General features: G+C 47.4%; 16 protein-coding genes, 1 pseudogene and 1 CRISPR repeat array (1 of these 18 running past the window's edge). Of the genes and pseudogenes, 11 read left to right on the top strand and 6 right to left on the bottom strand.

All coding sequences use genetic code 11. The features are described 5' to 3' along the window. Window positions 1–228 (top strand): annotated as a pseudogene (locus ACKFKF_RS11555) (Uma2 family endonuclease); the annotation flags it as partial. 296 nt (window positions 229–524) lie between these two features. Beyond that, entirely contained in the window at window positions 525–3,185 is a 2,661-nt protein-coding gene (locus ACKFKF_RS11550; protein WP_446867849.1) for a GUN4 domain-containing protein, read from the top strand. Between the two features lie 102 nt (window positions 3,186–3,287). Here ACKFKF_RS11550 and ACKFKF_RS11545 read toward each other — a convergent pair whose 3' ends face one another. The 3 genes from ACKFKF_RS11545 to ACKFKF_RS11535 all read right to left on the bottom strand — a co-directional run bounded on the left by ACKFKF_RS11545 (window position 3,288) and on the right by ACKFKF_RS11535 (window position 5,457). Further along, entirely contained in the window at window positions 3,288–3,587 is a 300-nt protein-coding gene (locus ACKFKF_RS11545; RefSeq protein WP_446867848.1) for a type II toxin-antitoxin system RelE/ParE family toxin, read from the bottom strand. Continuing rightward, a complete protein-coding gene (locus tag ACKFKF_RS11540; RefSeq protein WP_446861347.1) occupies window positions 3,574–3,870 on the bottom strand; it encodes a hypothetical protein in 297 nt (98 codons plus the stop codon). The genes ACKFKF_RS11545 and ACKFKF_RS11540 overlap by 14 nt, the downstream gene beginning before the upstream one ends. A gap of 543 nt (window positions 3,871–4,413) precedes the next feature. Next, on the bottom strand, window positions 4,414–5,457 hold the full coding sequence (locus ACKFKF_RS11535; RefSeq protein ID WP_446867847.1) for a hemerythrin domain-containing protein: 1,044 nt from the start codon (window positions 5,455–5,457) through the stop codon (window positions 4,414–4,416). Between the two features lie 179 nt (window positions 5,458–5,636). Between ACKFKF_RS11535 and crtO the strand changes: the two genes are divergently transcribed. From crtO to ACKFKF_RS11520, 3 genes are all read left to right on the top strand, one after another. Beyond that, entirely contained in the window at window positions 5,637–7,322 is a 1,686-nt protein-coding gene (gene crtO / locus ACKFKF_RS11530) for a beta-carotene ketolase CrtO (RefSeq protein WP_446867846.1), read from the top strand. Window positions 7,323–7,427: 105 nt separating this feature from the next. Then, window positions 7,428–8,561: a saccharopine dehydrogenase family protein gene (locus ACKFKF_RS11525; RefSeq protein ID WP_446867845.1), complete on the top strand. Its 1,134-nt coding sequence runs from the start codon at window positions 7,428–7,430 to the stop codon at window positions 8,559–8,561. Window positions 8,562–9,008: 447 nt separating this feature from the next. Further along, entirely contained in the window at window positions 9,009–10,166 is a 1,158-nt protein-coding gene (locus tag ACKFKF_RS11520) for a baeRF3 domain-containing protein (RefSeq protein ID WP_446867844.1), read from the top strand. 563 nt (window positions 10,167–10,729) lie between these two features. On the opposite strand, the gene ACKFKF_RS11515 is transcribed toward ACKFKF_RS11520, so the two are convergent. The 3 genes from ACKFKF_RS11515 to ACKFKF_RS11505 form a co-directional block, all read right to left on the bottom strand. Then, a complete protein-coding gene (locus tag ACKFKF_RS11515; RefSeq protein ID WP_446867843.1) occupies window positions 10,730–11,998 on the bottom strand; it encodes a cation:proton antiporter in 1,269 nt (422 codons plus the stop codon). A 140-nt stretch (window positions 11,999–12,138) separates the two neighbouring features. Continuing rightward, window positions 12,139–13,506 (bottom strand): glycolate oxidase subunit GlcF, encoded by a 1,368-nt coding sequence (glcF, locus tag ACKFKF_RS11510; RefSeq protein WP_446867842.1) that lies wholly within the window; start codon window positions 13,504–13,506, stop codon window positions 12,139–12,141. A 14-nt stretch (window positions 13,507–13,520) separates the two neighbouring features. Continuing rightward, window positions 13,521–14,822 carry an FAD-binding oxidoreductase gene (locus ACKFKF_RS11505; RefSeq protein WP_446867841.1) on the bottom strand — a complete coding sequence of 434 codons (1,302 nt, stop codon included), beginning with the start codon at window positions 14,820–14,822 and terminating at the stop codon, window positions 13,521–13,523. Window positions 14,823–15,071: 249 nt separating this feature from the next. On the opposite strand from ACKFKF_RS11505, the gene ACKFKF_RS11500 reads away from it, so the two are divergent. The 6 genes from ACKFKF_RS11500 (at window position 15,072) to cas2 (ending at window position 22,818) form a co-directional block, all read left to right on the top strand. Beyond that, complete coding sequence (locus tag ACKFKF_RS11500) at window positions 15,072–18,383, top strand: PAS domain S-box protein (protein WP_446867840.1); 3,312 nt, start codon at window positions 15,072–15,074, stop codon at window positions 18,381–18,383. Between the two features lie 3 nt (window positions 18,384–18,386). Next, window positions 18,387–19,538, top strand: a complete 1,152-nt coding sequence (locus ACKFKF_RS11495) for a hybrid sensor histidine kinase/response regulator (RefSeq protein WP_446867839.1) — start codon at window positions 18,387–18,389, stop codon at window positions 19,536–19,538. Further along, complete coding sequence (locus ACKFKF_RS11490) at window positions 19,516–20,274, top strand: response regulator transcription factor (protein WP_446867838.1); 759 nt, start codon at window positions 19,516–19,518, stop codon at window positions 20,272–20,274. Before ACKFKF_RS11495 ends, ACKFKF_RS11490 begins: the two co-directional genes overlap by 23 nt. A gap of 181 nt (window positions 20,275–20,455) precedes the next feature. Beyond that, complete coding sequence (locus tag ACKFKF_RS11485) at window positions 20,456–20,647, top strand: hypothetical protein (RefSeq protein ID WP_446867837.1); 192 nt, start codon at window positions 20,456–20,458, stop codon at window positions 20,645–20,647. A gap of 18 nt (window positions 20,648–20,665) precedes the next feature. After that, window positions 20,666–22,543 carry a CRISPR-associated endonuclease Cas1 gene (cas1, locus tag ACKFKF_RS11480; protein WP_446867836.1) on the top strand — a complete coding sequence of 626 codons (1,878 nt, stop codon included), beginning with the start codon at window positions 20,666–20,668 and terminating at the stop codon, window positions 22,541–22,543. Then, window positions 22,543–22,818 (top strand): CRISPR-associated endonuclease Cas2, encoded by a 276-nt coding sequence (cas2, locus tag ACKFKF_RS11475; RefSeq protein WP_446861360.1) that lies wholly within the window; start codon window positions 22,543–22,545, stop codon window positions 22,816–22,818. Before cas1 ends, cas2 begins: the two co-directional genes overlap by 1 nt. Before the next feature lie 251 nt (window positions 22,819–23,069). Beyond that, window positions 23,070–23,449: a CRISPR direct-repeat array (repeat unit 36 nt; unit sequence GTTTACCGATTACTTCAAATCGGATTAGTTGGAAAC) (it continues 762 nt past the right edge of the window).

The raw sequence follows: 23,449 nt of genomic DNA, 5'->3' as shown, positions 1-23,449 counted from the left end.
GGGTTGCTGGATAAGTTAGAGATTTATCGTGGGCTAGAAGTGCCTGAAGTGTGGATATGGCGCAAAGGCAACCTTGTAATCCATCGTTTGCGAGATGACCAGTATGAACAGATTTCGCGCAGTGAGTTTCTCCCGAAGTTAGATTTGGATCTGTTGGTACGATGTGCAATGATTTCTGATCAACACGACGCGGTGATGGCTTTCCGAGATGCATTGCGGAGTCAATAAGCTCTCTTGACAAAGCTTGTGCGATCGGGCGAATTCAAAGTGCGCGTCTGCCAATCGAATGAACGCAGCCGACAATCGAGTTAGACGGACTGCCAATCGAATGAGCGCAACTGACAATCGAATGGGACGGGCTGACAATTGAATGAGACGGGCTGCCAATCGAATGAGCGCGACTGACAATTGAATGGGACAGGCTGACAATCGAATGAGCGTATGATCCCTTAAATCCTTCTTTCGCCACAATATAAAAAGACACAGGTTAGTATGAGAAGCGATTGCCTTCGGTAGAAAAAGCCATGTCTGAAGAATCGTCCTCAGCAAAAACGTCGTCTGAGTCAAAGTCGCCCAATCGATCGGAGCAGGTTGCAGATATTATTCTCAAGGCGATCGTAGCGGGGGGTGGCGCGAATGCGCTGTGGTCGTTTTTTAGAGAGAGCGATCTGCCCAAGGCGATGATTTCGGCGGCTTTTGCGTTAGGGGCGGGGTATGTGGTGAAGCTGATGCAACCTGTCCACAAGCGGGCTGAAGAAGGGTTGGATCAGATGGGCAATGCAGCCGTCAAGAAAGGCGAAAGCGTTTTTAGTCAAGCGTCTGGATTTGAGAAAAAGTATCTTGAAGCGCTCAAAGCCTACTGCGACAAGTTAAAGATTGAAGGGGTGAAGGGCTACTTAAAGCCTTTGCCGTTAGAGAAAGTTTTTGTGCCCGTTCGATTAGATTCTGATCCAACAAGAGCGTTTCAGGTTGACCGCATCAAAAGCATTTGGGATCTGTTGCCAAACGTGGATCGTCTAGAAAGTCAGGTTTGTCGATTGGCGATCGTCGCTGATCCAGGATATGGCAAAACCACACTGACGCGATTTCTAACTCTCAACTATGCAAACACATCTTATCGAGAACATCGTGCCCAAAGGTTGATTCCGGTGTTGTTGCTGCTGCGATCGATTTACACCCAAATTCAAGATGAACGATCGCCCACATTACCCGATTTGATCACCGATCAAGTTCGACGATTGCCGCTGTGTGAGGAGTTGAAAGCGTCGAGTCAATGGTTCAAAGAGCAATTGCAGCAGGGAAAGTGTCTGATCATGCTGGATGGCTTGGATGAGGTGCCCGATGGCCAGCGCGAGAAGGTGAGCCGATGGGCAAATTGGCAAATGCAAAACTACCCGACACCGTTGATTCTCACGTCTCGATCGCATGGCTATGACAGCACTCTGTTTGACGGGATGCAGCAAGTCGGGATTCGTGACTTTAATCGAGAACAAAAATCAGCCTTTATTCACAAGTGGTATCGCGCTCGTGAGGAGGAATATTGGCAACCTGCACTAGAGCGAAGTCAAACGCAAGTAGAATCGAAACGACTAGATCGCGATCAGGTTGAGGCGCAAACCGATTTAGATGCTCAAGAAAGCGCGATCGCCCTGATCAACCAACTCGCCCAAAATCCAGCGCTCAATGAGTTGGCTAACAATCCGCTTTTGGTGACGATCATTGCGATTACGCATCAGGTGTCGATCGCGCTTCCGACTCGTCGAGTCACGCTTTATCAAGAGATTTTCAAAACGCTGTTAGAGATTCGTCCCAACCGACGGGAAACTCAGCTAACCCTTAAATCTGCTGAAGACAATCAAGCGGTGCTGCAAATTTTGGCGGTAAATCTGACCCAGCAGAATGTGACGCAGTTTACCCCAACTCAAGCGGCGCAGTGGATTCAGGTCAAGTTGTCTGAGCTAGTGTCGGATGGGACGCTTACGCCTAAGAAGTTTTTGCGAGAAATTCAAGACATTGCAGGGCTGTTGGCAGGTGGCGAAAGCAATCTCTACCAGTTCACGCACAAAACCTTTCAGGAGTATCTTGCTGCGATCGAACTCAGCCAACAAAATCAGGAGTCATTGTTAATCGAGCAGTTTCATAACCCTGATTGGAAAGAAGTAATTTGCTTTTATGCAGCGTTGCAGGGTGCGACAAAGTTTGTTCAAGTTGCATTAGAAAGTCGCACTGAATATGCATTGATTTTGGCACGACGAATGGCGATCGGAGAAAACAGCAAAGTCGATGCAGACTTGCAAAATCAACTCTCTCAAGCGTTGATAGAGGTAAATTTAACCCCAGAACTTCGAGCAAAAGTGCGGCTTGAAGAACGGTTTCGTCAACTGATTGAGATCGACCCCAAAACCCAAATCGATCCCAACTACATTACCTGCGGTGAATATCAACTGTTCATGCAATCGCAAGTCACGGAACAGTTTCACTCTCAAGGAACGCTGCTTGTCATTCCTCCAAATTATGAAAACGAACCTGTCATTGGAATCAGTTGGCAAGATGCAAGATGGTTTTGTGCGTGGTTGGCAACTCAAGCAAATCTGCAATCTAAACGTGTCGTGTATGACTATCGATTACCCACTGTTGAAGAATTGCAAGTATCGCCCGATCGCGACAATCTAACCGCTTACACTGATTCTCAAAGTCGCCCTGGTAATGCTTTGCGAGTGGTAAGGACTGTGATTCATGATCGATATCGATCGCTACAAAACTACCTCTCAAACGGACGGTGGAAGGAAGCCGATCAAGAAACGGACAAGGTTATGCTGGAGGTTGCAAACCGAACAGAAGAAAGATATTTGCGAGTAGAAGATGTTCAGCAATTCCCCTGCGAGGATCTCCGTACCATTGACCAGTTGTGGGTAAAATTCAGTGGTGGACGATTTGGATTCAGTGTGCAAAAGCAAATCTACATTGACGCGGGAAACCCCTTAGACGGCACATATCATAAAGGAAGTTGGGAAAAGTTCTCGGATCGAGTCGAATGGATGAAAAACCCAGAGTACAGCAGCTATGACGATGTAACTTTTGACGTCTCCGCTAGAGAAGGACACTTACCTGCGGGGTTTTGGGGAGCTTTAGCGGTGGCTGGTCGCCCCGTCTCAAGTTCTCTTTTCTCGCGCAAAGAACTGTGAACTTTAGCACGAGGCAGTCCTAGGATTTTCTAAAACTTTGTGACACCATTGTCTTTTACGACATCATTAACGTTTCTCAGATTGAATACCTGGGTCAATAATTTACATCGGAAATAACTGCTCTTCAATCTGTCGTCGATCGTCCAAGATACGAACAACTTCGATCCCCTCTTGTACGACTCGATAGAAGATGTAGTGTCTCCCCATATGATATCGGTAGTAGCCTGGTCGAATGTCATCTCGTCGATTCCCCAGTCCTGGCATTCCAGCGAGACGATCGAACGTCTTATCAAGAAGCGTGGCATACTTCTCAAGCTGATTGACTCCCCACTTATCCAGCGTAAAGCTCAAAATGTCTCGATAATCTTGCTCCGCCTGAATGGTCAGCTTATAGTGCGGCATTGTCTCTTACTTGTCCATGTTGTTGATGCTCTAACAACACTTGAGCTTTAATTTCATTCAGCGTTTTTTTGCTAAATTCTTGTCGATCGGCTTGCTCTGCCCCAATTGCCACCTCTCGACGCATCCAATCAATCAACTCAGGCGACTCATCCTCAGCACTCAACGTCAGCTTTTGTTCTAACGCTGTTTCGATCAGATCAGACAGTGTAACTTCGGGGTGCTTCTGCAAATATTGCTCAATTTGGGTTGCCAGATGATCTGAGATTTCAATGGTTTGTCTCATGATGGAACGTCGATCGCTGAACGCCAATCTCATTGTAGAAGAACGCCAAGTCATAGAGTAAGCAAAACTTGCACCCAAAGATCTTGCTCCAATTTTAGGCAGTGAAGCGATCGTTCTCGAAATCTTGAATCATCAACGCAAAATCAGCGATCGTCAAGCCAACGAACTCGCCGCCTTTTTTCACATCTCACCTCAATTGCTGCATTTAGACAAACCGTAGCTATTGATCGTTAAACATCAATCCCATTTTAGAAGAACGTCGAGTTGAATAATTTCTACGACGTATGATTGTGAGGAACTTTGAGCCAGAACGCTTGCTTGAAATTCTCCTAAAATTAGCAGCTTGGGGGCAGAAGATTTAAACATCCAAGCGAAAGAGCTTCATCGAACGCGAGCAAGACCAGCCACAAATAACCCAATAAAAAAGGAGAGCCATTTTTGACCCTCCTTGAGTTCGCTATCCCGAAAGTTATTGTGAGAAATAGTTAGACTCTGAATAGTTCAAATCGAGTGCAGAGTGCAAGTCATTTCTAATTCATCGTCCTACTTCATCGAAGAAGACATTTCATCTTGAATGCGGCTCTTAGCAGCTTTAAACTGAGTGGCGAGTTGCTCGCTTTCGTCGCTGCTGAAGTTGTCGCGGATCGCCCCAAAATAGGTGCTTTCTTCTTGGCGAACGTGATCCATCACAATGTCTTTTAGGCGATTGACAGCGTTTAGGAATTCATCAGAAGCAGGATTCATCGATCGAATCTGATCCATCAACACCTTCATCTCAGCTTGCTCATCATAGAGTTCCTTGAGGTCGGCTTCAGGATATCTGCCACGCACCGCAGGGTAGGCAACTTCTTCTTCAGCGCGAGAGTGGGCATTGAGATCTTTGTAGATCTGACCAAAGTATTCCTGACGCTTTTGAGGATCTTTGGTTTGGTTGATCTCCATGAACAAAGTGTTGACTTTTTGGTGATCCATCCGAATCACATCCTGAAGGTTCATATCTGACTTGTCAGAGGTTTGGGTCACGACACTGCCTGCAACTCCCGTCAGAGCCGCAACTGCATCTTGAACCCGTGCCCACAGACCTTGATCGGCTTCTTGCCCAGTGAGTTCACGAACGCCTAACACTTCTAGAACACCTTTAAGTTGCTCCTGGTGAGCGCGTTCTTCAAAGTTGACGGTATTGAGGGGAGTGATCGCAGCTTCTACGTCAGCACCCACTTTTTGAGCCGCCTTGTGAACCACAATTCCACTCATCACGATTTGGTGCTTGAGGAGTTCGTGTTGGAAGACCTTTTCATAGATGGTTAGCTCAGAACCCGACATCAACTCATCAAGCTTGCTGATCATTTGAGTGATCGTGTCTTTAGGTTCAGACTTAACGCCATATTGAATGATGACGGTTTCAAGAATGCCTAAGTTTTTTTGATCATCTTTCAGCATGTCTCTAAAGCGATCGACGATATCTTGATCGCTAACTGCCGAGATAAACTTTTGTTCATTAGAGATCAATAGCTCCAACAGCGCTTTCATATCAGCGAGCTTCATCCCGATCGCCATGCGCTTGGTGTCATCAAGGGTCATTACCATTTTTCATTCTCCAATTAATTGATAGAGGATCGGCATTGCGTTCAGATATAACCATCGCGCAGACGGGCGATCGATTCATCCTTCTCACGACTGAAGGAAAAAGTTACTCAGGATACGCAATAATCTGACTGGAGGAGTAGGCAAATCAGAGGCAGCTTAAAAGATGGAGCAGCGATCGTATGTATGACGTGATTATCATTGGGGCGGGACACAACGGGCTGGTCTGCGGGGCTTATTTATTGAAGGCGGGATATAAAGTGTTGCTGCTAGAAAAGCGATCGGTGCCCGGAGGAGCGGCCACAACCGAAGCAGTCATTCCTGAAACGCCGGAGTTTAAATTTAATTTATGTGCGATCGACCATGAGTTTATTCACCTCGGCCCGGTTGTGCAGGAATTAGAACTGGAAAAGTATGGATTGGAATATCTATTTTGTGATCCGGTTGTGTTTTGTCCGCATCCCGATGGTAAGTATTTTTTGGCGCATCAATCGGTCGAGAAAACCTGTGCAGAGATTGCGCGATATAGCGATCGGGATGCTCAAAAATATGCAGAATTTACAAGCTATTGGCAGCGGGCTGTGAATGCAATGGTGCCGATGTTTAATGCGCCGCCCAAATCAGTCATTGATATTCTTGGTAACTACGATATTTCTAAAATCAAGGATTTGCTGTCCGTTGTGGGATCGTCAAATAAGGTGCTGGATTTCGTTCGCAATATGTTGACGAGCGCCGAAGATATTCTCAATGAATGGTTTGATGAGGAGATTGTCAAAGCGCCCCTGGCTCGATTGGCGTGTGAATTGGGTGCGCCCCCTTCTCAGAAGAATTTAGCGATCGGAGCGATGATGATGGCGATGCGACACCATCCTGGAATGGCACGGCCCAAAGGTGGAACAGGCGCACTGGTGCAGGCGTTGGTCAAGTTGGTCAAAAGTTTGGGGGGCGAAATTCTCACCGATCAAAAGGTCAAACAGGTTCTCGTTGATGATGGTCGTGCGGTTGGCGTTCGCATGTCTAATGGGCAGGAATATCGTTCTACAAAAGGCGTAATTTCTAATATCGATGCGAAGCGATTGTTTCTAAATCTCATGGATCACAGTGATGTCGATGCGGCTTCTCCAGAATTGCGCGAGCGATTAGAGCGGCGAATCGTTAATAACAACGAAACCATTCTCAAAATTGATTGCGCGTTATCAGAGCCTTTGAGATTTGAGCGTTACAATCACCGAGACGACTATACGATCGGTTCCATTCTCATTGCTGATTCCGTTAAACATGTCGAGATTGCTCACACGGAACCCGCGATCGGTCGAATTCCTGATGCCGATCCCTCGATGTATGTTGTTCAGCCGACGATGCTCGACCCGACAATGGCACCCGACGGCCAGCACACTTTGTGGATCGAATTCTTTGCCCCCTACCAAATTGAAGGCGCAGAAGGTGCCGGACTCAATGGCACAGGTTGGACAGATGATTTGAAGAATAAAGTGGCCGATCGCTGTCTCGATAAACTGGCTGAATACGCGCCAAATTTGAAGAAAGCGACGATCGCTCGTCGAGTCGAAAGTCCCGCAGAGTTAGGCGAACGGTTGGGCGCACTCAAAGGAAATTACTATCACATTGATATGACACTCGATCAAATGGTATTTTTCCGTCCGTTGCCAGAATTGGCCAACTATAAGACTCCGATCGACGGACTGTTTCTCACGGGAGCCGGAACCCATCCCGGTGGCTCGATTTCAGGAATGCCAGGACGCAATTGTGCGAGAGTTTTTATTCATGCTCAACAGCCGATCGTGCAAACATTACGAGATGCAACAGAATCCTTGAAATCTACCTTTGGCGCCGTGTTAAAGCAGAAGTAGTGGCTCAAAATCGGGGAAAATAATTGAGGGCAGCAGCATTCCTGACTCGCCAGAGAGCATTTTGCGAAACTCTCTCATCTAAAAAATTGTGAACCGGACGATCGCATGACAGACCAAGTTTTAATTCTCGGTGGCAGTGGACGAGTGGGCAGTAAAGTTGCAGCCGATTTGTTGGCGCACACCCAGGCGCAGGTGACGATCGCCGGACGCAATCTCACAAAAGGCGAACACAAAAGCGAATTGTTGGGCGATCAAGTACGATTTCTCACGATCGATCTCGCGGATCAAAAAACTTTGCAGGAAGCGATTTCTGCTGTCAATGTGGTCGTTCACTGTGCTGGCCCATTTCACTATCGCGATGCCACTGTGTTGAGACTGTGTATTGAACATGGAGTCAGCTATGTTGATGTCAGCGATCATCCTTCCTTTACGCGCAAAGCTCTCGAATATCGCACTCAGGCCGAAGCCGCTGGAGTCACCGCCGTGATCAATACGGGCATCTTTCCAGGCATCTCCAATAGTATGGTGCGGCAGGGCGTTGAGCAGTTAGATGAGGCAGAAACGATTCATCTCAGCTACGTGGTTTCTGGGTCTGGTGGGGCAGGCGTGACGGTGATGAGAACGACTTTTTTGGGGCTACAGCGACCCTTTGAGGCCTGGATGAATGGCGAATGGCGATCGGTCAAACCCTACAGCGATCGTGAAGTCGTCGAGTTTCCTGAACCCTATGGAAAAATTGGCGTTTACTGGTTCGATATGCCAGAAGCTTTTACATTACCAGATACTTTTTCCGTCAAAACAGTGATTACCAAGTTTGCAACGGTGCCCCGCTTCTACAATTATCTGACCTGGAGTGTAGCGCGCTGGTGGCATCCAAGCTGGCTACGCAATTCAGCCGTGATTGAATTTTTGTCCTATGTCAGCCACTTTATGACCGATGTTACCGATCGCTTTAGCGGCATTGGGGTAGCGATTCGTTCAGAAGTGATTGGCACTAAGAATGGTCAGCCGACTCGCTGTTATTCGACGTTGACTCATTCAGACACCGCGATCGCCGCAGGAGTTGGCACCGGAACCGTCGTGGAATTGTTGTTATCTGGGCAGTTAAAAAAACCGGGCGTATGGGCGATCGAGCAAGCGTTATCGACCGACTTGTTTGAACAAGTCATGCAGAGTCGAGGCATTACAATTCAGCATCGAATTGAAGAAGAGGGACAAGTCCTGGGCGCTGGCGAATAGAATTCGCGCCTAGAAGAACGAAGTCCGCCTTCGCAGACTAGCTCCAGCCAGGGGTTTGTTAATGCCGCGACGGTGGATTTTGTTTTTATAGCTGCGGTTTTAACCGCCAAGCAAAAAGTTTCGTCAGTCAATTAACGTCAGTTCGATGAACGCTTCGCTTCGCTTTTAGATCCAGGAACGCCCCCTAAATCCCCCACGAGTGAGGGACTTTGAACCAGAATTCCTCTCTGAAAGTCCCCCAAAATTGGGGGGTTGGGGGGCAGAAGCCGTGAACAACGAAGCGAAAAAACTCTCATCGAATTCACGTTCAATTAGGCTTCTAGACGATCGGGCTGCTTTTCTACCTTTGTTTTCTACCATTGGGCAGGGGCTTCGGCTTAAAAAGATTTTTACGATTTTTGTGTGAGTAATTCACATTTATCTCTCGTTAATTTTCACCCTAATCATATGAGCTTTCTTTCGATCGAAGAACTGAAAGAACTTGTCGAACAGCCGCAAGGATTGTGTGTGTCAATCTACATGCCGACTGTGCAGCTTGGTTCAGAAACTCAGCAAAACACTCTCCGTTTTAAGAATTTAATTCGACAGGCAGAAGCAGAATTAGAAAAATATGGATTGCGCCCGACTGATGCAGGTCAACTTCTTCAGCCCGCGATCGCATTGGGTAACAATGAATTTTGGCAGAATCAAAACGCAGGTTTAGCTTTGTTTATTGCAGAGAGATTTTTCCGTTATTATCGCGTGCCGATCAACCTGATAGAACTGGTCATCGTGAGCGATCGCTTTCATCTCAAGCCATTAATTCCCCTGTTGAGTGGAGACGATCGCTTTTATATTCTCACCCTGGGTCAGCGCGACGTGCGTCTTGTGGAGGGCAACCGCTACGGCATTACTCGTGAAATTGAAATCGAAGGCTTGCCCAAGCACATGGATGAAGCGTTGCAGTATGACGAGACAGCCAAAGATGAACAGCGGCGACAGGGCGGTGGTGCAGGTCGTGCAGCCTTACAAGGTGGTGGCTCATATCACGGACAGGGAGGCGAGCGCGAAAACGTCAAGGAAGATCTGCTGCAATATTTTCACCTAGTTGATAGAGCGCTGCACGACTTTTTTCGCAATCGGCGATCGCCTCTTGTTTTAGCAGGTGTTAACTATTTGCTGCCCATTTATCACGAAGCAAACACCTACAATTTCATTGTTGAAGAAGGAATCCAACACAATACAAAGCAGCAAACCCCCCAAGGACTTCATGCAGAAGCTTGGGCGATCGTAGAGCCGCAGTTTGAAACAGACCAGCAAAAAGCGATCGATTACTATCATGAGTCGATCGCGGCTGGCAAAGGATCAAACAATTTAGATGAAGTGATTCAAGGCGCGTTTTATGGTCGTGTAGAACAGCTTTTCGTTCCGGTGGGTGTGCAAAAATGGGGGCATTTTGATCCTGATTCAATGGAGCTTGAAATGCACAACGATGCTCAACCTGGCGATGAAGATCTGCTCAATGCAGCCGCGATTCAAACCATTTTTCATGGCGGAACGGTCTACGCTGTCGAACCGGAAAAAGTGCCCGATGATACCCCTGTCGCGGCAGTCTTTCGCTACTAATTGCCCTTGATTTAACGTGAATTTGATGGATTTCTGCGCTCCGGTTGTCGCTCCAAGTTTCCCTTTGTATCTCAAGAGTGTGGCAGACTGATCCCCGCTAATATCACTTTGATCTTCCATTGCCACAGATTCTCTACCCTCTGCCTACGGCTTCCCCACTCATACCCACTCATAAAGGTGGGATAGCTCCCCGCCTTACTAGGCTACCGTGTAGACACAAGTCGTTGTCACTTCGTTTCAGGCGGCTTCAGCCCCCTAAATCCCCCATTCTGGGGGACTTTGACAAAGGAAAGATTTCCAAAGTTCAAAGCCATGACGACGGCTCAAAGTCCCGCATTTTTGGGGGATTTAGGGGCGAAGGATCTCAGCAAGGACATTGAACCGGAAATCTTGTCTGAAAGTTTCCCAGAATTCGGGGGTTGGGGGGCAGAAGTTCTCAACAACGCAGGGGAAAATTTACCATCAAATTCACAATTAACAATCAAATTCACAATTAACACGTTGAATTGGATGTTGTATTAATTTAAGTTGAGCGGCTGTTTGGGTTCATCTTTGCATAATTTTTATGCCCCTTCTACATCTCTTTCATGTTGTGCAGGATCTTCTTCTAGTATGGTATTCCCTTCGACGTTGCGTTCGTACCACTTCATCAGAGGCGTTGCGGTCACACCGTGCAAGATCACCGAAAGAACGATCGTAATAAACGTAATCCAGGCAATGCGTTCTCCGGTATCACCTTTTAGTCCAGAGCCGAGTGCATACGCGAGATAGTAAATCGAACCAACGCCGCGAATGCCAAACCAGCCATAGAGCCAGCGAGTAGCCGGGTGACCAGGAAGGGCGATCGTACTCAGCCAGGCACCCACCGGACGAATCACCAAAAAGAGCGCCCCTGCCACGATAAAAGCATCTCCCGCAAAGCGCAGCATTGGTTCAACACGCAACAGAGAACCCAGCAGAAGAATCGTCCCAATTTCTGATAGTTTTTCGAGACGCTCGATGAAGTGTAGTTGTGAAATGGATTTATCAAGATCGCGACGGCGGCGCATCGTCACACCCGCGACAAAGACGGCTAAAAAACCGTAGCCATTAATAATTTCGGTGAGCGAGTAGCTGATTAAAACGATACTTAATGCGACGAAATCCTCCATCAACTCATCCACTGTTTGCACTCGTTGCAGCTTGTGATCGACCCATCGAATCACTCTAGCAACCAGGTAGCCCATGACCAATCCGGCAAAGATCGCCCAAAGCAAATCGATCGCCACCCATTCTTTAAACCAGTTGTCCCAGTTAGGGTCTTTGAGCGATCGCAGTCCAAAATAGACAAACGGAAAGGCCAGCGCGTCGTTGAGTCCGCCTTCAGACGTGAGACCAAATCTGAGTTCGTCGCGATCGTTTGGGTCATCCAATTGCACTTCAGACGCGAGAACCGGATCAGTTGGGGCTAAGATTGCACCCAAGAGAATCGCTGGCCCCCAATCCATTTTGAGAACCCAGTGACCGATCGCTGCCAACGCAAAAATCGAGATGGGCATCAAAAATCCAATTAGTCGAGCGGTCGAATTCCACGCCCAAAGCCGCAAGGGGCGATTCATTTTCAGGCCGCAGCTAAACAGAGAAATCAATACTACAAATTCAGCAACTCGTTCTAAAAATTCTGTCTCCGGGCGAATTTGAATCAGATTAAATCCATAGGGACTGAGAACAATTCCAACAATGAGATAGATGAGTGCATAGGAGAGCGGCAAACGAGCAATCCACCCCGACCCCAGCGTCACCATCAACAGCAATAACCCAATTACCAGGAGTTCAAGGATATAAATGCTCACGACCAAAGTTTCTACAGGAATGTGCTTCAACTGTAGAAGGTTGATTTCTCAAAACCTACTTATCTTGTGAGAGATTTATTTCTTAATAAGATCTATCTGTGGAGGCATCCATTTTTTATGACTCGTTATCACTCATGAATTTAATCCTTTGGTAACTGAATACCCCGAATCGAGTAGTCCAACAACTGCATTGGATGTAAAACAGGGATTGTTTTGTGTTGTAGTTCTAAATGTTTGGTGATTTGTACATAGCAACCGATGTTGGCCGACGCGATAATTTGCGCTTTGGTATTGGTCAAGTTCTCAACTTTTTGGCGACCCAACTCTTCGGCTACGTCAGGTTGGAGAATGTTGTATACCCCTGCACTTCCACAACAGAGCGCAGCATCGATCGGTTCTCTCAATTGCACACCGGGAATTTGTTTTAATAATTGGCGAGGTTGCAGACTGATCTTTTGTCCGTGCAGCATATGACAGGCATCTTGATAAACCATCACTAATGGCTTGTCTTGAAGCGGAGAAAGTTTGGCCGTCAGCCCCACCTCTGCGAGAAATTCTTGAACATCTTTGACTTTGCTGACAAATTCTTTAGCCGTTTGGGAATAGTTTGGGTCGTCTTGCAAAATGTGGGCGTATTCTTTGAGCGTGTGACCGCAGCCCGACGCATTGATCACGATCGCATCTACACCCGTGTTAGCAAAACTGTCGATCATCTGACGAGCAAAGACTTTCGCCTGATCTTCTTGCCCCTGGTGATGAGACAGCGCCCCACAACACCCTTGAGATTTGGGCACGACAATTTCGCAGCCGTTTGCTGTCAACACTCTCACCGTCGCATCATTGACATCTGGGTTAAATAATCGCTGCACACAGCCCAACAGCATCCCGACTCGATAGCGCTTTTCTCCGTCAGCGGGAATAAAGGTCGGAATCGTATCCACAAACGCCTGGGGCGCGATCTTAGGCAACATCGACTCCATCGCCGCCAACTGAGGTGAAATCTGCTTGAGAAAACCGAGCGATCGCACCATTTTTTGCAGACCCGATTTTTGATACAGCCCCAACGGTCGCAACAAGACCCGCATTCGCTGAGGATAGGGAAACACCGAGAAAATCAGTTGTCTCAAAAGCTTTTCGGGAAGGGGGCGATCGTGGTTGCGTTCGACTTGAGGACGGGTAGCCGCAATCAATTTGTCGTATTGCACGCCCGATGGGCAGGTCGTCACACAAGCCAAACAGCCCAAACACGAGTCAAAATGCTGCACCGTCGCCGGAGAAAGCGGAATTTCACCTTCATTCACGCCATCCATCAGATAAATCCGACCTCTCGGCGAATCGGTTTCTTTGCCAATCACGCGATAGCTCGGACAGGTCGATAAGCAAAATCCACAGTGAACACAGCTATCGATCAGGGTGGGATCGGGCGGCTGATTGGGGTCAAAGCCTAGAAATCTTGCGGCCGTCGGTTCAGAAGATTCAGAATTTGTGGAGGGTTCAAACGTTTGCATTTTAATTCTATTTTTCAAATACCGCCTACAAAACGGTGAGGACTTAAGCGTGCCGAAGGGTCAAATTGCTGTTTGATTTTCTTCATCACCTCGATCGCACTGCCCGAATAGCCCCAAACCTCCATCTGCTGTTTGAACGCGATCGGCGCTTGTAGAAGAGACAAATAGCCACCCGCAGCTTCACAGATCGATCGTACCTCCAAAATTTGCGTTGATCGGGTCACGGCACGGTCTAACACCAAAAAGCCGATTCCACTTCCGGCATGAATCAGGGCAATTGCACTACTTAACTTTTCCTCAATTTGACTGAGAACAGCGACCGCTTCAGATGGTCTGACTCCTATTTTGCAGGCGATCGTGTCGGACTGGGCAGCCGTAGGCATTTGTTGAGCCAATCGTTGCCATAGAAGGGTTTCTGCTGACTCAGCGTAAAGGGTCGTAGACAATCCCAAGGCGGTGGCTAACGCTACCATCTGCGCGGCTTGCTGTTTGACACTGGCACCAATGCTCTGAAACCGGACGGCTAACCCCACGTCTGAACCCAGCTCTAAAGTTCTCATGGTCTGACTGGAGAGCAGGTCGATCGCCGACGGCTCTAACGCAGAGTTGATCAGGGTTTGGGTTGCTTGAGCAATTTTGTCTCTGTCGCCCGCCAATACCACGGTCTGAGAGGCTTCTGGAATCGGATACACGCGAAACGTCACCTGCGTCAAGATGCCCAACGTTCCATAAGATCCAGTCAGCAGCTTCATCAAGTCATAGCCTGCTACATTCTTGACGACTCGCCCGCCCGCTTTGACGATCTGCCCATCACTGCGAACAAACGAAACGCCCAAAAGCATGTCTCTCACACTGTTGTAGCGATGTCGTAGAGAGCCTGTATCAGCCGTCGCGATGATGCCTCCCAATGTGGCGCGATCGGGATAACTAGGGTCGATCGCCAAAAATTGTCCCGCCTTAGCCAACACAGTTTGTAAGTCTGAAAAGCACAAACCTGCCTCGGCCGTCACGGTCAAATCCCCGATCGCATGGTCGATGACTCGATTTAGCCGTTGAGTGCTGACCACCAAATTCACGCCTTGTACCAGTCCGCCCCAGCCCAACTTACTCCCACCACCACAGGGCAAGACTCGCCAGCCATTTTCGGCGGCACAGGTTATGACAGCCGCCAATTCTGTTGAGTTGTGGGGATAGACGACATAGGCGATCGTACTTCCCGGAGCCGCTTGAGAAAGGGACGATCGCTGCGTCGCCTCCAGACTGTCCCAGGGACAAACACCAGCTTCTCCAACCAGATTTTTTAGAACGGCTTCCATCAGTAAATTTGTGAGGGGCTTAATCAAAAGTTTTTGAGCAACCGATAAACCATAGAGAGAACTACATAGCCAGAAGAGAAAAGTAGCTAAGTGACAATACCGTTGCAGATCCCATTATGCAGGGAACACTACCCTTGAACTTCAAAGAGTTGCGGAAAATCCTTAATATTCGGGGACAGCCGACCGGGACAGCCGACCGGAAATTCAAAGCCAAGTCCTAATGCCTTCACGAACCCTGCCGACGAGATCATGCAATTGCCCGATTCGCCACCATTCACCGCCTTGCAGCAAGCGATCGACCAGTGGATTGAGACGGCTTCTTTCCCCGATTCGCAGGTGCAGCAGGTGCGATCGTATCTAGCAGAAATTGGAAGCACGATCGCCCAGTTGCAGGCAGAAATTAGCCAATCCAAACCCGCCCTCCAGGAAAGTGAGGAACGATATCGCCGGATTATTGAAACCGCCACTGAGGGAATTTGGGTTTTAGATACAGCAGAAAAAACCAGCTTTGCGAATGGCAGACTCGCTCAGATGTTGGGCTACAGCGTCGAAGAAATGCTGGGTAAGTCGCTGTTTGACTTTATGGATGCAGAAGGACAAGCGATCGCGGCCCAGTGTTTGGATCGTCTGCGTCAGGGTGATCAGGGACAGCACGACTGTAAGTTTCTCTGCAAAAATGGGGCTGATTTGTGGGCGATCGTCTCTGCCACACCCATCTTTACCCAGGGCACCTACAAAGGCGTATTGGCGATGATCACCGACATTACCGAACGCAGACGCACACGCGCCAATTTAGAACAATCGCTCTGTTTACTACAAACCACTTTAGAAGCCACAGCCGACGGAATTTTAGCGATCGACATCTCCGGCAATATTCTCAACTTTAACCACAAATTTTCTGAGCAGTGGGGGCTAGTCGAATCGTTAGATAGTGAGCAAGAACTATTAGAAAAAGCGATCGACCAGTTGCAAAATTCCCATGTTTTTTTACATCAATTAAAAGCAGAATTTGAGCAGCCCAATCTCGAAAGTCAAATTATTTTAGAACTCAAAGATGGTCGAGTGTTTGAGCGCTATTCAAAACCTCAGCGACTGGGCGATCAGATCATTGGGCGAGTTATTAGCTGCCGAGATATCACAGAAGCAAAACGGGCAGAAATCGCACTAGCAGAACGAGAAAAACTGCTGCGAACCGTCGTCACCAATACGCCAACGATTTTATATGCCCTCGATCGTAACGGCATTTTTACCCTTTCTGAAGGCAAAGGACTGAGTGCAATTCGGCGTAAGTCAGGCGAAGTCGTTGGGCGATCTATGTTTGACTTATACCAAGACCATCCAGAGTTGTTAAAAGCAGCGCAACAAGTACTGGCAGGGTCTGAAGGCAGCCTGACGATCGAGGTTAACGGCATAATTTATGACACTCGCGCAACGCCACTGAGAGACAAACAAGATCAGGTTGTGGGCTTAATTGGAGTTGCTACCGATATCACTGCACAGAAAAGAGCCGAATCAGTTTTACGCAACGCTAAAGAAAGACTTGAAATTCGAGTAGAAGAACGTACTGTAGAACTCCGAAGCACCAATGAGCAGCTACAGCAAGAAATCGCTCAACGCAAACAAATTGAACAAAGTCTACGAGAAAGTCAAATCTGTCTACGATTGCTAAATAGCATCACAACTGGAATCACAGCAGGATTGTCAGTCGAGCAAGTCATTGAATCGACCATTCAACAAATTGGCCGCTACTTTAAGACACTGCGCGTTTTGTATGGGGTGATCGATGATGGATTGCTCACAGCCGTCCACTCGGTACAGCCAGAAACGATGCCGACCTTGCAGGGAATGGTCGAAGACTTATCTGAGGCACCCACTTATCTAGAAATTATCGATCGCCGTCAGCCGATCATCATTCAAGATGTCACTCAGGAGGCGTTTTTGTCCCCGATCGCCGCTTCGATGGTGGCCCGTAAGGCTTGCGCCATTCTCTCTGTCCCGGTGCAACACTCTAATCAAAAATTAGGGCTACTCTGCTTTAATGCCCCCGAACCTCGTGAATGGAGTGATTATGAAGTGGCGACGCTGATGGAGATTGCAGATTATTTGTCGATCGTCCTACAAGAAGCCCAAGCTCAACAAGAACGCCAGCGCGCAGAAGACCGATTGCGACTTTTAGAATCTGTAGTCGTCAATGGCAATGATTCGGTGATTATTACAGACGCAAATTCTGACAATCCTAAAATCATTTATACGAATGCTGCATTCACCGCTTCGACAGGCTACAGCGCCGAAGAAGTGTTAGGAAAAACGCCGCGCATTCTACAAGGGCCCAAAAGTAATCGAGTCCAGTTAGACAAAATTCGTCACGCGCTTAATCACGGCAAACCTATTCAAATCGAACTGCTCAACTACCGCAAAGACGGCTCTGAATTTTGGGTAGATTTGAACATTGTCCCGATCGTTGATCCCGCCGGAAACCTGACTCACTACGTCGCCCTACAGCGGGATATTACCGATCGTAAATGGGCCGAAAAAGCCTTACTCGCCACTCAAGCTCGCTTCAAATATCTGCTTTCTTCTAATCCCTCGGTCATCTATACTTGTCAACCCAATCGCAATCGACCCTGCACTTTTGTTAGCGAAAATGTCATCCAACAACTTGGCTATGAAGTGTGGCAATATCTCAAAGATCCGCACTTTTGGATCGATCGCATTCACCCGGATGATTTGCCCAATGTGTTAACCAAAATGTCTCAACTATTTGTCACAGAGCAAGTCAGTTGTGAATATCAGTTTTTGCACCAAGATGGGTCTTATCGGTGGCTACGAGATGGAATGAAACTACTGCGCGATCGCCAGGGGCATCCGGTTGAAATCATTGGGTCAGTCATTGATATTACCGATCGCAAACGAGCCGAAAATCAAATTCGAGAATCGCTACAAGAAAAAGAAGTGATGCTCAAAGAAATTCACCATCGCGTTAAAAACAATCTGCAAGTTATCTCTAGTTTGCTCAAACTACAAGCCGGGTACATTAAAGACGATCGTATTCTAGAAGTTTTTAAGGAAAGCCAAAATCGAGTGCGGGCAATGGCCTTAATTCACGAAAAGTTGTACCAATCAGAGGATTTAGCAAAAACAGATTTCGCAGAATATATTCGGAGTCTAGTGAATGATTTATTTCGATCTTATTCCATTAGTTCACGAGCCGTTTCTCTCAATCTCACTGTTGAAGATGTTCGGCTGAGTATTGACACCGCAATCCCTTGTGGTCTGATTATTAATGAACTCGTTTCTAACTCCTTGAAATACGCTTTTTCTACTGAGAAGTCTGGTCAAATTAGTATTGCGCTCTCTGCGGAAACGAACGATCGCTATCTTCTAGTCGTGCAGGATGACGGGTCTGGGTTGCCCTCTGATATCGACTTTCGTAAAACAAAATCATTAGGATTACAATTAGTCTGTAATTTAACCAGACAGCTTCAAGGCACCCTTGATTTAGACCGAGAAAATGGCTCTACCTTCAAAATTAACTTTACCGATCAAAAACAAAAATTTTAGCCCATGCCACCCGCTCAGATCCTAATTGTAGAAGACGAAAGCATCATTGCTTTAGATATTCAAAGCAGCTTGCTCAATGCAGGTTATGAAGTGGTGGCGATCGCGACCTGTGCGGTTGAGGCGTTAGAAAATGTTGCTCAATTTCAGCCTGATCTGGTGCTGATGGATATTCGGCTGCGCGGCGAAATAGATGGCGTAGAAACGGCTGAGAAAATCCGTCAAACTTTCCATCTTCCTGTTGTGTATCTGACGGCTCACGCGGACGAAAACACCCTCAGTCGCGCAAAAATTACAGAACCCTTTGGCTATATTCTCAAACCCTTTGAAGACCGAGAATTGATCACAACGATCGAGATTGCGCTCTCCCGTCACAAAGCCGAAACCGCAATTCAAGCTTCTCTTGACAAAGAACGGGAAGTGCATGAACTCAAATCAAGATTTGTCTCCGTTGTCTCTCACGAATTTCGTAATCCATTAAACGCAATTCTCTTTTCGACCGAGCTTTTAGAGCGCTACGGAGACCAATTAACGGATGCCAAAAAAACAACTTACCTTCAACGCATTCAACTTTCAGTCAGGCGCATGAATCAGCTACTTAACGAAGTTTTGCTAGTTGGAGAAACTGAAGCAGGCAAACTGCAATATAAGCCAAAACCGATCGATTTAATCCAATTTTGTCAGGACTTAATCGAAGAATTAAAACTGTCACAAGTAAAGCCCTGCACAATTCAATTTGAGTATAAAGGCATTTCAATTAATCCATCAGAAAACGATATTCAACTCCCTTACTTAGACGAGAAACTGTTACAACACATCCTGACTAATCTGCTTTCAAATGCAGTTAAGTATTCTCCACAAGGTGAAAGTATTTTAATTGATTTAATCTGTAATCAAGAGAATGCAATTTTCCGTATTCAAGACCACGGTATTGGTATTCCAGAAAGTGACCAGGCACAATTGTTTAACTCCTTTCACCGCGCCAGTAATGTACATGGCATTCCGGGTACTGGGTTAGGGTTATCGATCGTCAAACAGTGCGTTGACTTACATGGCGGCACGATTGAAGTCGTCAGCGAAGTCGAAAAAGGCACCACTTTTACAGTCACACTGCCGTTGAGGATGCAGGCAAGCGATGAAAACAATTTTAGTCATTGAAGACGAACAAACGGTTCGAGAATCAATTTTAGATTTATTAGAAGCTGAGGGCTTTCGAGGCATTGGGGGAGAGAATGGAAATGTGGGGGTTAATCTTGCTCGTGAGCATCATCCTGATCTGATTTTGTGCGATGTGCAGATGCCCGATTTAGACGGTTATTCTGTTTTGACGCATTTGCGAAAATCTCCCGAAACGGCTGGGATTCCCTTTATTTTTCTGACCGCGAGAAGCACCAAGTCTGATATTCGATACGGCATGGAGTTGGGGGCGGATGACTATCTCACCAAGCCTTGTACTGCAACTGAGCTTTTGGGGGCGATTTCAGGACGATTAGCCAAACAATCTGCACTACTCAAACGCTTTAGTAGACAAGCGATCGCGAGACAGGAAGCCAGCGATCGCTCTCGCCCCGATGTGTCTCAAACTTCCGCATCGGAGCAAAATTCTGGCACTCGCGATGGTCTACTCAACCACTTTTATCAAGAGCTACGAAACCCTTTGTCAAACATCAATATGGCGCTCTACTTATTAAAAACGCCTCCCTTGACGACTGCACCAGAGGAAACGATCGAGACGGTTCAGCGTGAATATGGACGTGAATTAGCCATTCTTCAGCAAGTATACAAGCTGCAAGATTCCTTAATTCCAGAAAGTGCCCAACTGCTGCAATGCTGCAATTTAGCCGATCTGTTTGAGACCGCAGTAGACGAGCCAAACAGAGAGGCCCCTGCCTGATCTAGCCAACCGGAGTCAAGGCGTTTGATTTGATGGCATGAATAGGGCGAAGTGAAGAGACGATAAACGATACTCATTTAAATCCTGAATACAACACAGAACCGAGAATCCTGCAAATGAGGTAGGGGCAATCTCTAGACCGAAGCATTTGTAGCGAATCTTTGAATTGATATGAGACGTGATGGCTTTTTATGATCGCTTTCTCAGCTTTGAGAACTTTCGGATTGCCTGGGAGGACGTTGCAGAAAATCGGGGCTGTGCAGGTGTGGATGGGGAAACGATCGAGCACTTTACCCTAAAAGCAGATCAATATCTCGCTGTTCTTCAAAAAGCCGTTGCTCAAGGAACTTATCATCCGTTACCGTTGCGGTAAATTCTGATCCCTAAGAAATTGGGAGGAGTCAGAGAACTAGGGGTGCCAACGGTTCGAGATCGCATTGTGCAGCAAGCGCTTCTGAATGTGCTACATCCCCTGCTCGAACCTCAGTTTGAGCCGTGTAGTTTTGCCTATCGCCCTGGGCGATCGCATCTACTAGCGGTAGAACGAGTGGGATATTGGCGCGATCGCGGCCATACCTGGGTCTTGGATGCCGACATTGTGAATTATTTTGGCGAGATCTCGCACGATCGCTTGTTGGCAGAAGTGCGAGAACAGTTGGATGAGCCAAAGTTTTTAACGCTGATTCGATCTTGGATTACGGCTCCTGTTTTGACGGGCGCAGGGTTAGTGATGCGGCAAAAAGGCATTCCCCAAGGTGCGGTGGTTTCGCCAATTCTTGCCAATGTTTACCTGGATGATTTGGATGAACGGTTGACAGAATTGGGGCTAAAAGTGGTTCGCTTTGCGGATGATTTTTTGGTGATGGCCCGCACAGAGCGGCGAATCATTGAGGCCAAGCAAGAGGTTGCTGATCTGTTGAGTGCAATGAAGTTGAAGTTGCATCCAGAAAAAACACAAATCACTAACTTCGATCGCGGCTTTCGGTTTTTGGGACATGCATTTGCCAAAACGGTGGTCGTGCAGATCAAAAAGCCTGCCCAAGATCAGAACTTGACAAGGGCAAAAGATGACGGGCTTCGGCTGATTCATGCCGATCCCATTGTGCAACCTACCCAGATGCAATGGGCATTGGTGGAGGCGCTGAAGTCCGCGCAGACTCCGATCCCGCCGCCATTGTTTGTGGTGTTGGGGTATCAAGTGAGATCGCATGATTCAGGGTCGATCGCTTCGGATGAAACTACTTGGAAAATTGATATGGCAACGCTTTATCTAGTTCAACAGGGAACGGTGATGAGTCGCGAACAGGAGTGCTTTGTGGTGCAGCCGCCCAAAGAGCCGAAGCTTGAAATTCCGATTCGGGAAGTTGAGCGAATTTTGGTGTTTGGCAATATTCAACTGACGACGGCTGTGATTTCGACCTGTCTGGAGTTGAAGATCCCTGTGGTGTTTCTGACGCAATTGGGAGAATACAAGGGGCATTTGTGGAGTGCAGAATCTGCCAATCTCACGCTGGAGACGGCTCAGTTTGAGCGTCAGAAAGATCAGGCCTTTCGGCTGGCGATCGCAAAATCTATCGTGCAAGGGAAACTCTGGAACTCTAAGCAAGGGCTGCTACGGCTAAATCGAAAGCGGCAATTTCCAGAAGTCGTGACTGCGATCGCTCGACTCGATGAATTGCGGGAAGCAGTGGGACGGTTGGATGATGCGGCATCGATCGATCAGGTGCGGGGATATGAGGGAGCGGGGGCGGCGCAGTATTTTTCAGCGCTGAGTAAGCTGATTGTCAATCCAGGGTTTACGTTTACGGAGCGCAATTTTCATCCGCCCAAAGATCCGATGAATGCGCTGCTGAGTTTTGGCTATACGCTGCTGCTCAACAATGTGTTTAGTTTGCTGCTGGCGGAGGGGCTGAATCCGTATTTGGGCAATTTGCATGGTATGGAGCGGCAACGGGCGGATTTGGCGTTTGATCTGATGGAGGAGTTTCGGTCTCCCATTGTGGATACGTTGGTGATAAAGCTAGTAAATCAGAAGATTCTCAGTCCGACTGATTTTACTTATCCCAAGGTGGGGGGTGGCATTTATTTGGAGAATGCGGCGCGGCGAACGTTTTTGAAGCATTTTGAGGCGCGGATTTGTGAAACGGTGTCTCATCCCGATGTGCAAACGTCTGTGTCTTATCGACGGGTGATTCAGCTTCAGGTGAAGCGGTATGTGAAGGCTCTGCTGGGGAGTTGTGCTTATGAACCGTTTCGGAGAGTAATTTGATGTTGGTGGTTGTGGTTTATGACATTCCTGATGATAAGAGACGACTGAAGCTCTCAAATTTTTTGGAGGGGCATGGGCGACGGGTGCAATATTCGGTGTTTGAGTGTTTCCTGAGTTTGGAGGAAATGCGGCAACTTTATCAAAAGGTGCAGGGCAAGGTGAAGGACTCAGAAGATAGTGTGCGGTTTTATTGGATTTCGCAGGATGCGGTGTCGCGGGTGTTGACCATTGGCAGTCCGCTACCTGAACCACCGCCAACTTGTTACATTGTTTGAGCTTTTCTGTGTTTTTTGGGGGCCGAGATCCGCATGTTTTCTGATAGAAACTCTGCTTTGCCACACAGGTCGGCGGATCGCTGAAAGCCTTATTCTTTGGTTGACCTCTGTGGGTCGCCTGCTGCGTAAGTGTTTCGGCTGTTGACTTCTCTATTTTTTGCCCCAATGCTATAGTGATTCCATGAGCAAAAAGACCCTCTGTGGTTTGGAGGCTTGAAACCCCTTCTAGGAGAAGGCTCCCTGGGGGGTGAGTTTACCGATTACTTCAAATCGGATTAGTTGGAAACATTCAATTACGAATTGACAAGAGTTACCTTGGTTAGCCCACGTTTACCGATTACTTCAAATCGGATTAGTTGGAAACATCTTTTTTGACATGGTTGAAAAATCCATATCGGCAAGTTTACCGATTACTTCAAATCGGATTAGTTGGAAACTCTTACGCTATAACCTTCAATGAAGATCTGATTAACAGTTTACCGATTACTTCAAATCGGATTAGTTGGAAACGAAAAAGTCCCAGTGGTCGCATCGAAATTGAGATTAGCGTTTACCGATTACTTCAAATCGGATTAGTTGGAAACGAGGTAAAACTCTACATACTCCATGTAGGTTGAACGGTTAGTTTACC

Source organism: Phormidesmis sp. 146-12, assembly GCF_052939495.1.
This window is presented reverse-complemented; position numbering and strand designations above follow the sequence as displayed.

Bases quoted from the DNA above. Each gene is read 5' to 3' on its own strand.
- ACKFKF_RS11550 (WP_446867849.1), top strand. From the start codon at position 525: ATGTCTGAAGAATCGTCCTCAGCAAAAACGTCGTCTGAGTCAAAGTCG.
- ACKFKF_RS11545 (WP_446867848.1), bottom strand. From the start codon at position 3,587: ATGCCGCACTATAAGCTGACCATTCAGGCGGAGCAAGATTATCGAGAC.
- ACKFKF_RS11540 (WP_446861347.1), bottom strand. From the start codon at position 3,870: ATGAGACAAACCATTGAAATCTCAGATCATCTGGCAACCCAAATTGAG.
- ACKFKF_RS11535 (WP_446867847.1), bottom strand. From the start codon at position 5,457: ATGGTAATGACCCTTGATGACACCAAGCGCATGGCGATCGGGATGAAG.
- crtO (WP_446867846.1), top strand. From the start codon at position 5,637: ATGTATGACGTGATTATCATTGGGGCGGGACACAACGGGCTGGTCTGC.
- ACKFKF_RS11525 (WP_446867845.1), top strand. From the start codon at position 7,428: ATGACAGACCAAGTTTTAATTCTCGGTGGCAGTGGACGAGTGGGCAGT.
- ACKFKF_RS11520 (WP_446867844.1), top strand. From the start codon at position 9,009: ATGAGCTTTCTTTCGATCGAAGAACTGAAAGAACTTGTCGAACAGCCG.
- glcF (WP_446867842.1), bottom strand. From the start codon at position 13,506: ATGCAAACGTTTGAACCCTCCACAAATTCTGAATCTTCTGAACCGACG.
- ACKFKF_RS11505 (WP_446867841.1), bottom strand. From the start codon at position 14,822: ATGGAAGCCGTTCTAAAAAATCTGGTTGGAGAAGCTGGTGTTTGTCCC.
- ACKFKF_RS11500 (WP_446867840.1), top strand. From the start codon at position 15,072: ATGCAATTGCCCGATTCGCCACCATTCACCGCCTTGCAGCAAGCGATC.
- ACKFKF_RS11495 (WP_446867839.1), top strand. From the start codon at position 18,387: ATGCCACCCGCTCAGATCCTAATTGTAGAAGACGAAAGCATCATTGCT.
- ACKFKF_RS11490 (WP_446867838.1), top strand. From the start codon at position 19,516: ATGAAAACAATTTTAGTCATTGAAGACGAACAAACGGTTCGAGAATCA.
- ACKFKF_RS11485 (WP_446867837.1), top strand. From the start codon at position 20,456: ATGGCTTTTTATGATCGCTTTCTCAGCTTTGAGAACTTTCGGATTGCC.
- cas2 (WP_446861360.1), top strand. From the start codon at position 22,543: ATGTTGGTGGTTGTGGTTTATGACATTCCTGATGATAAGAGACGACTG.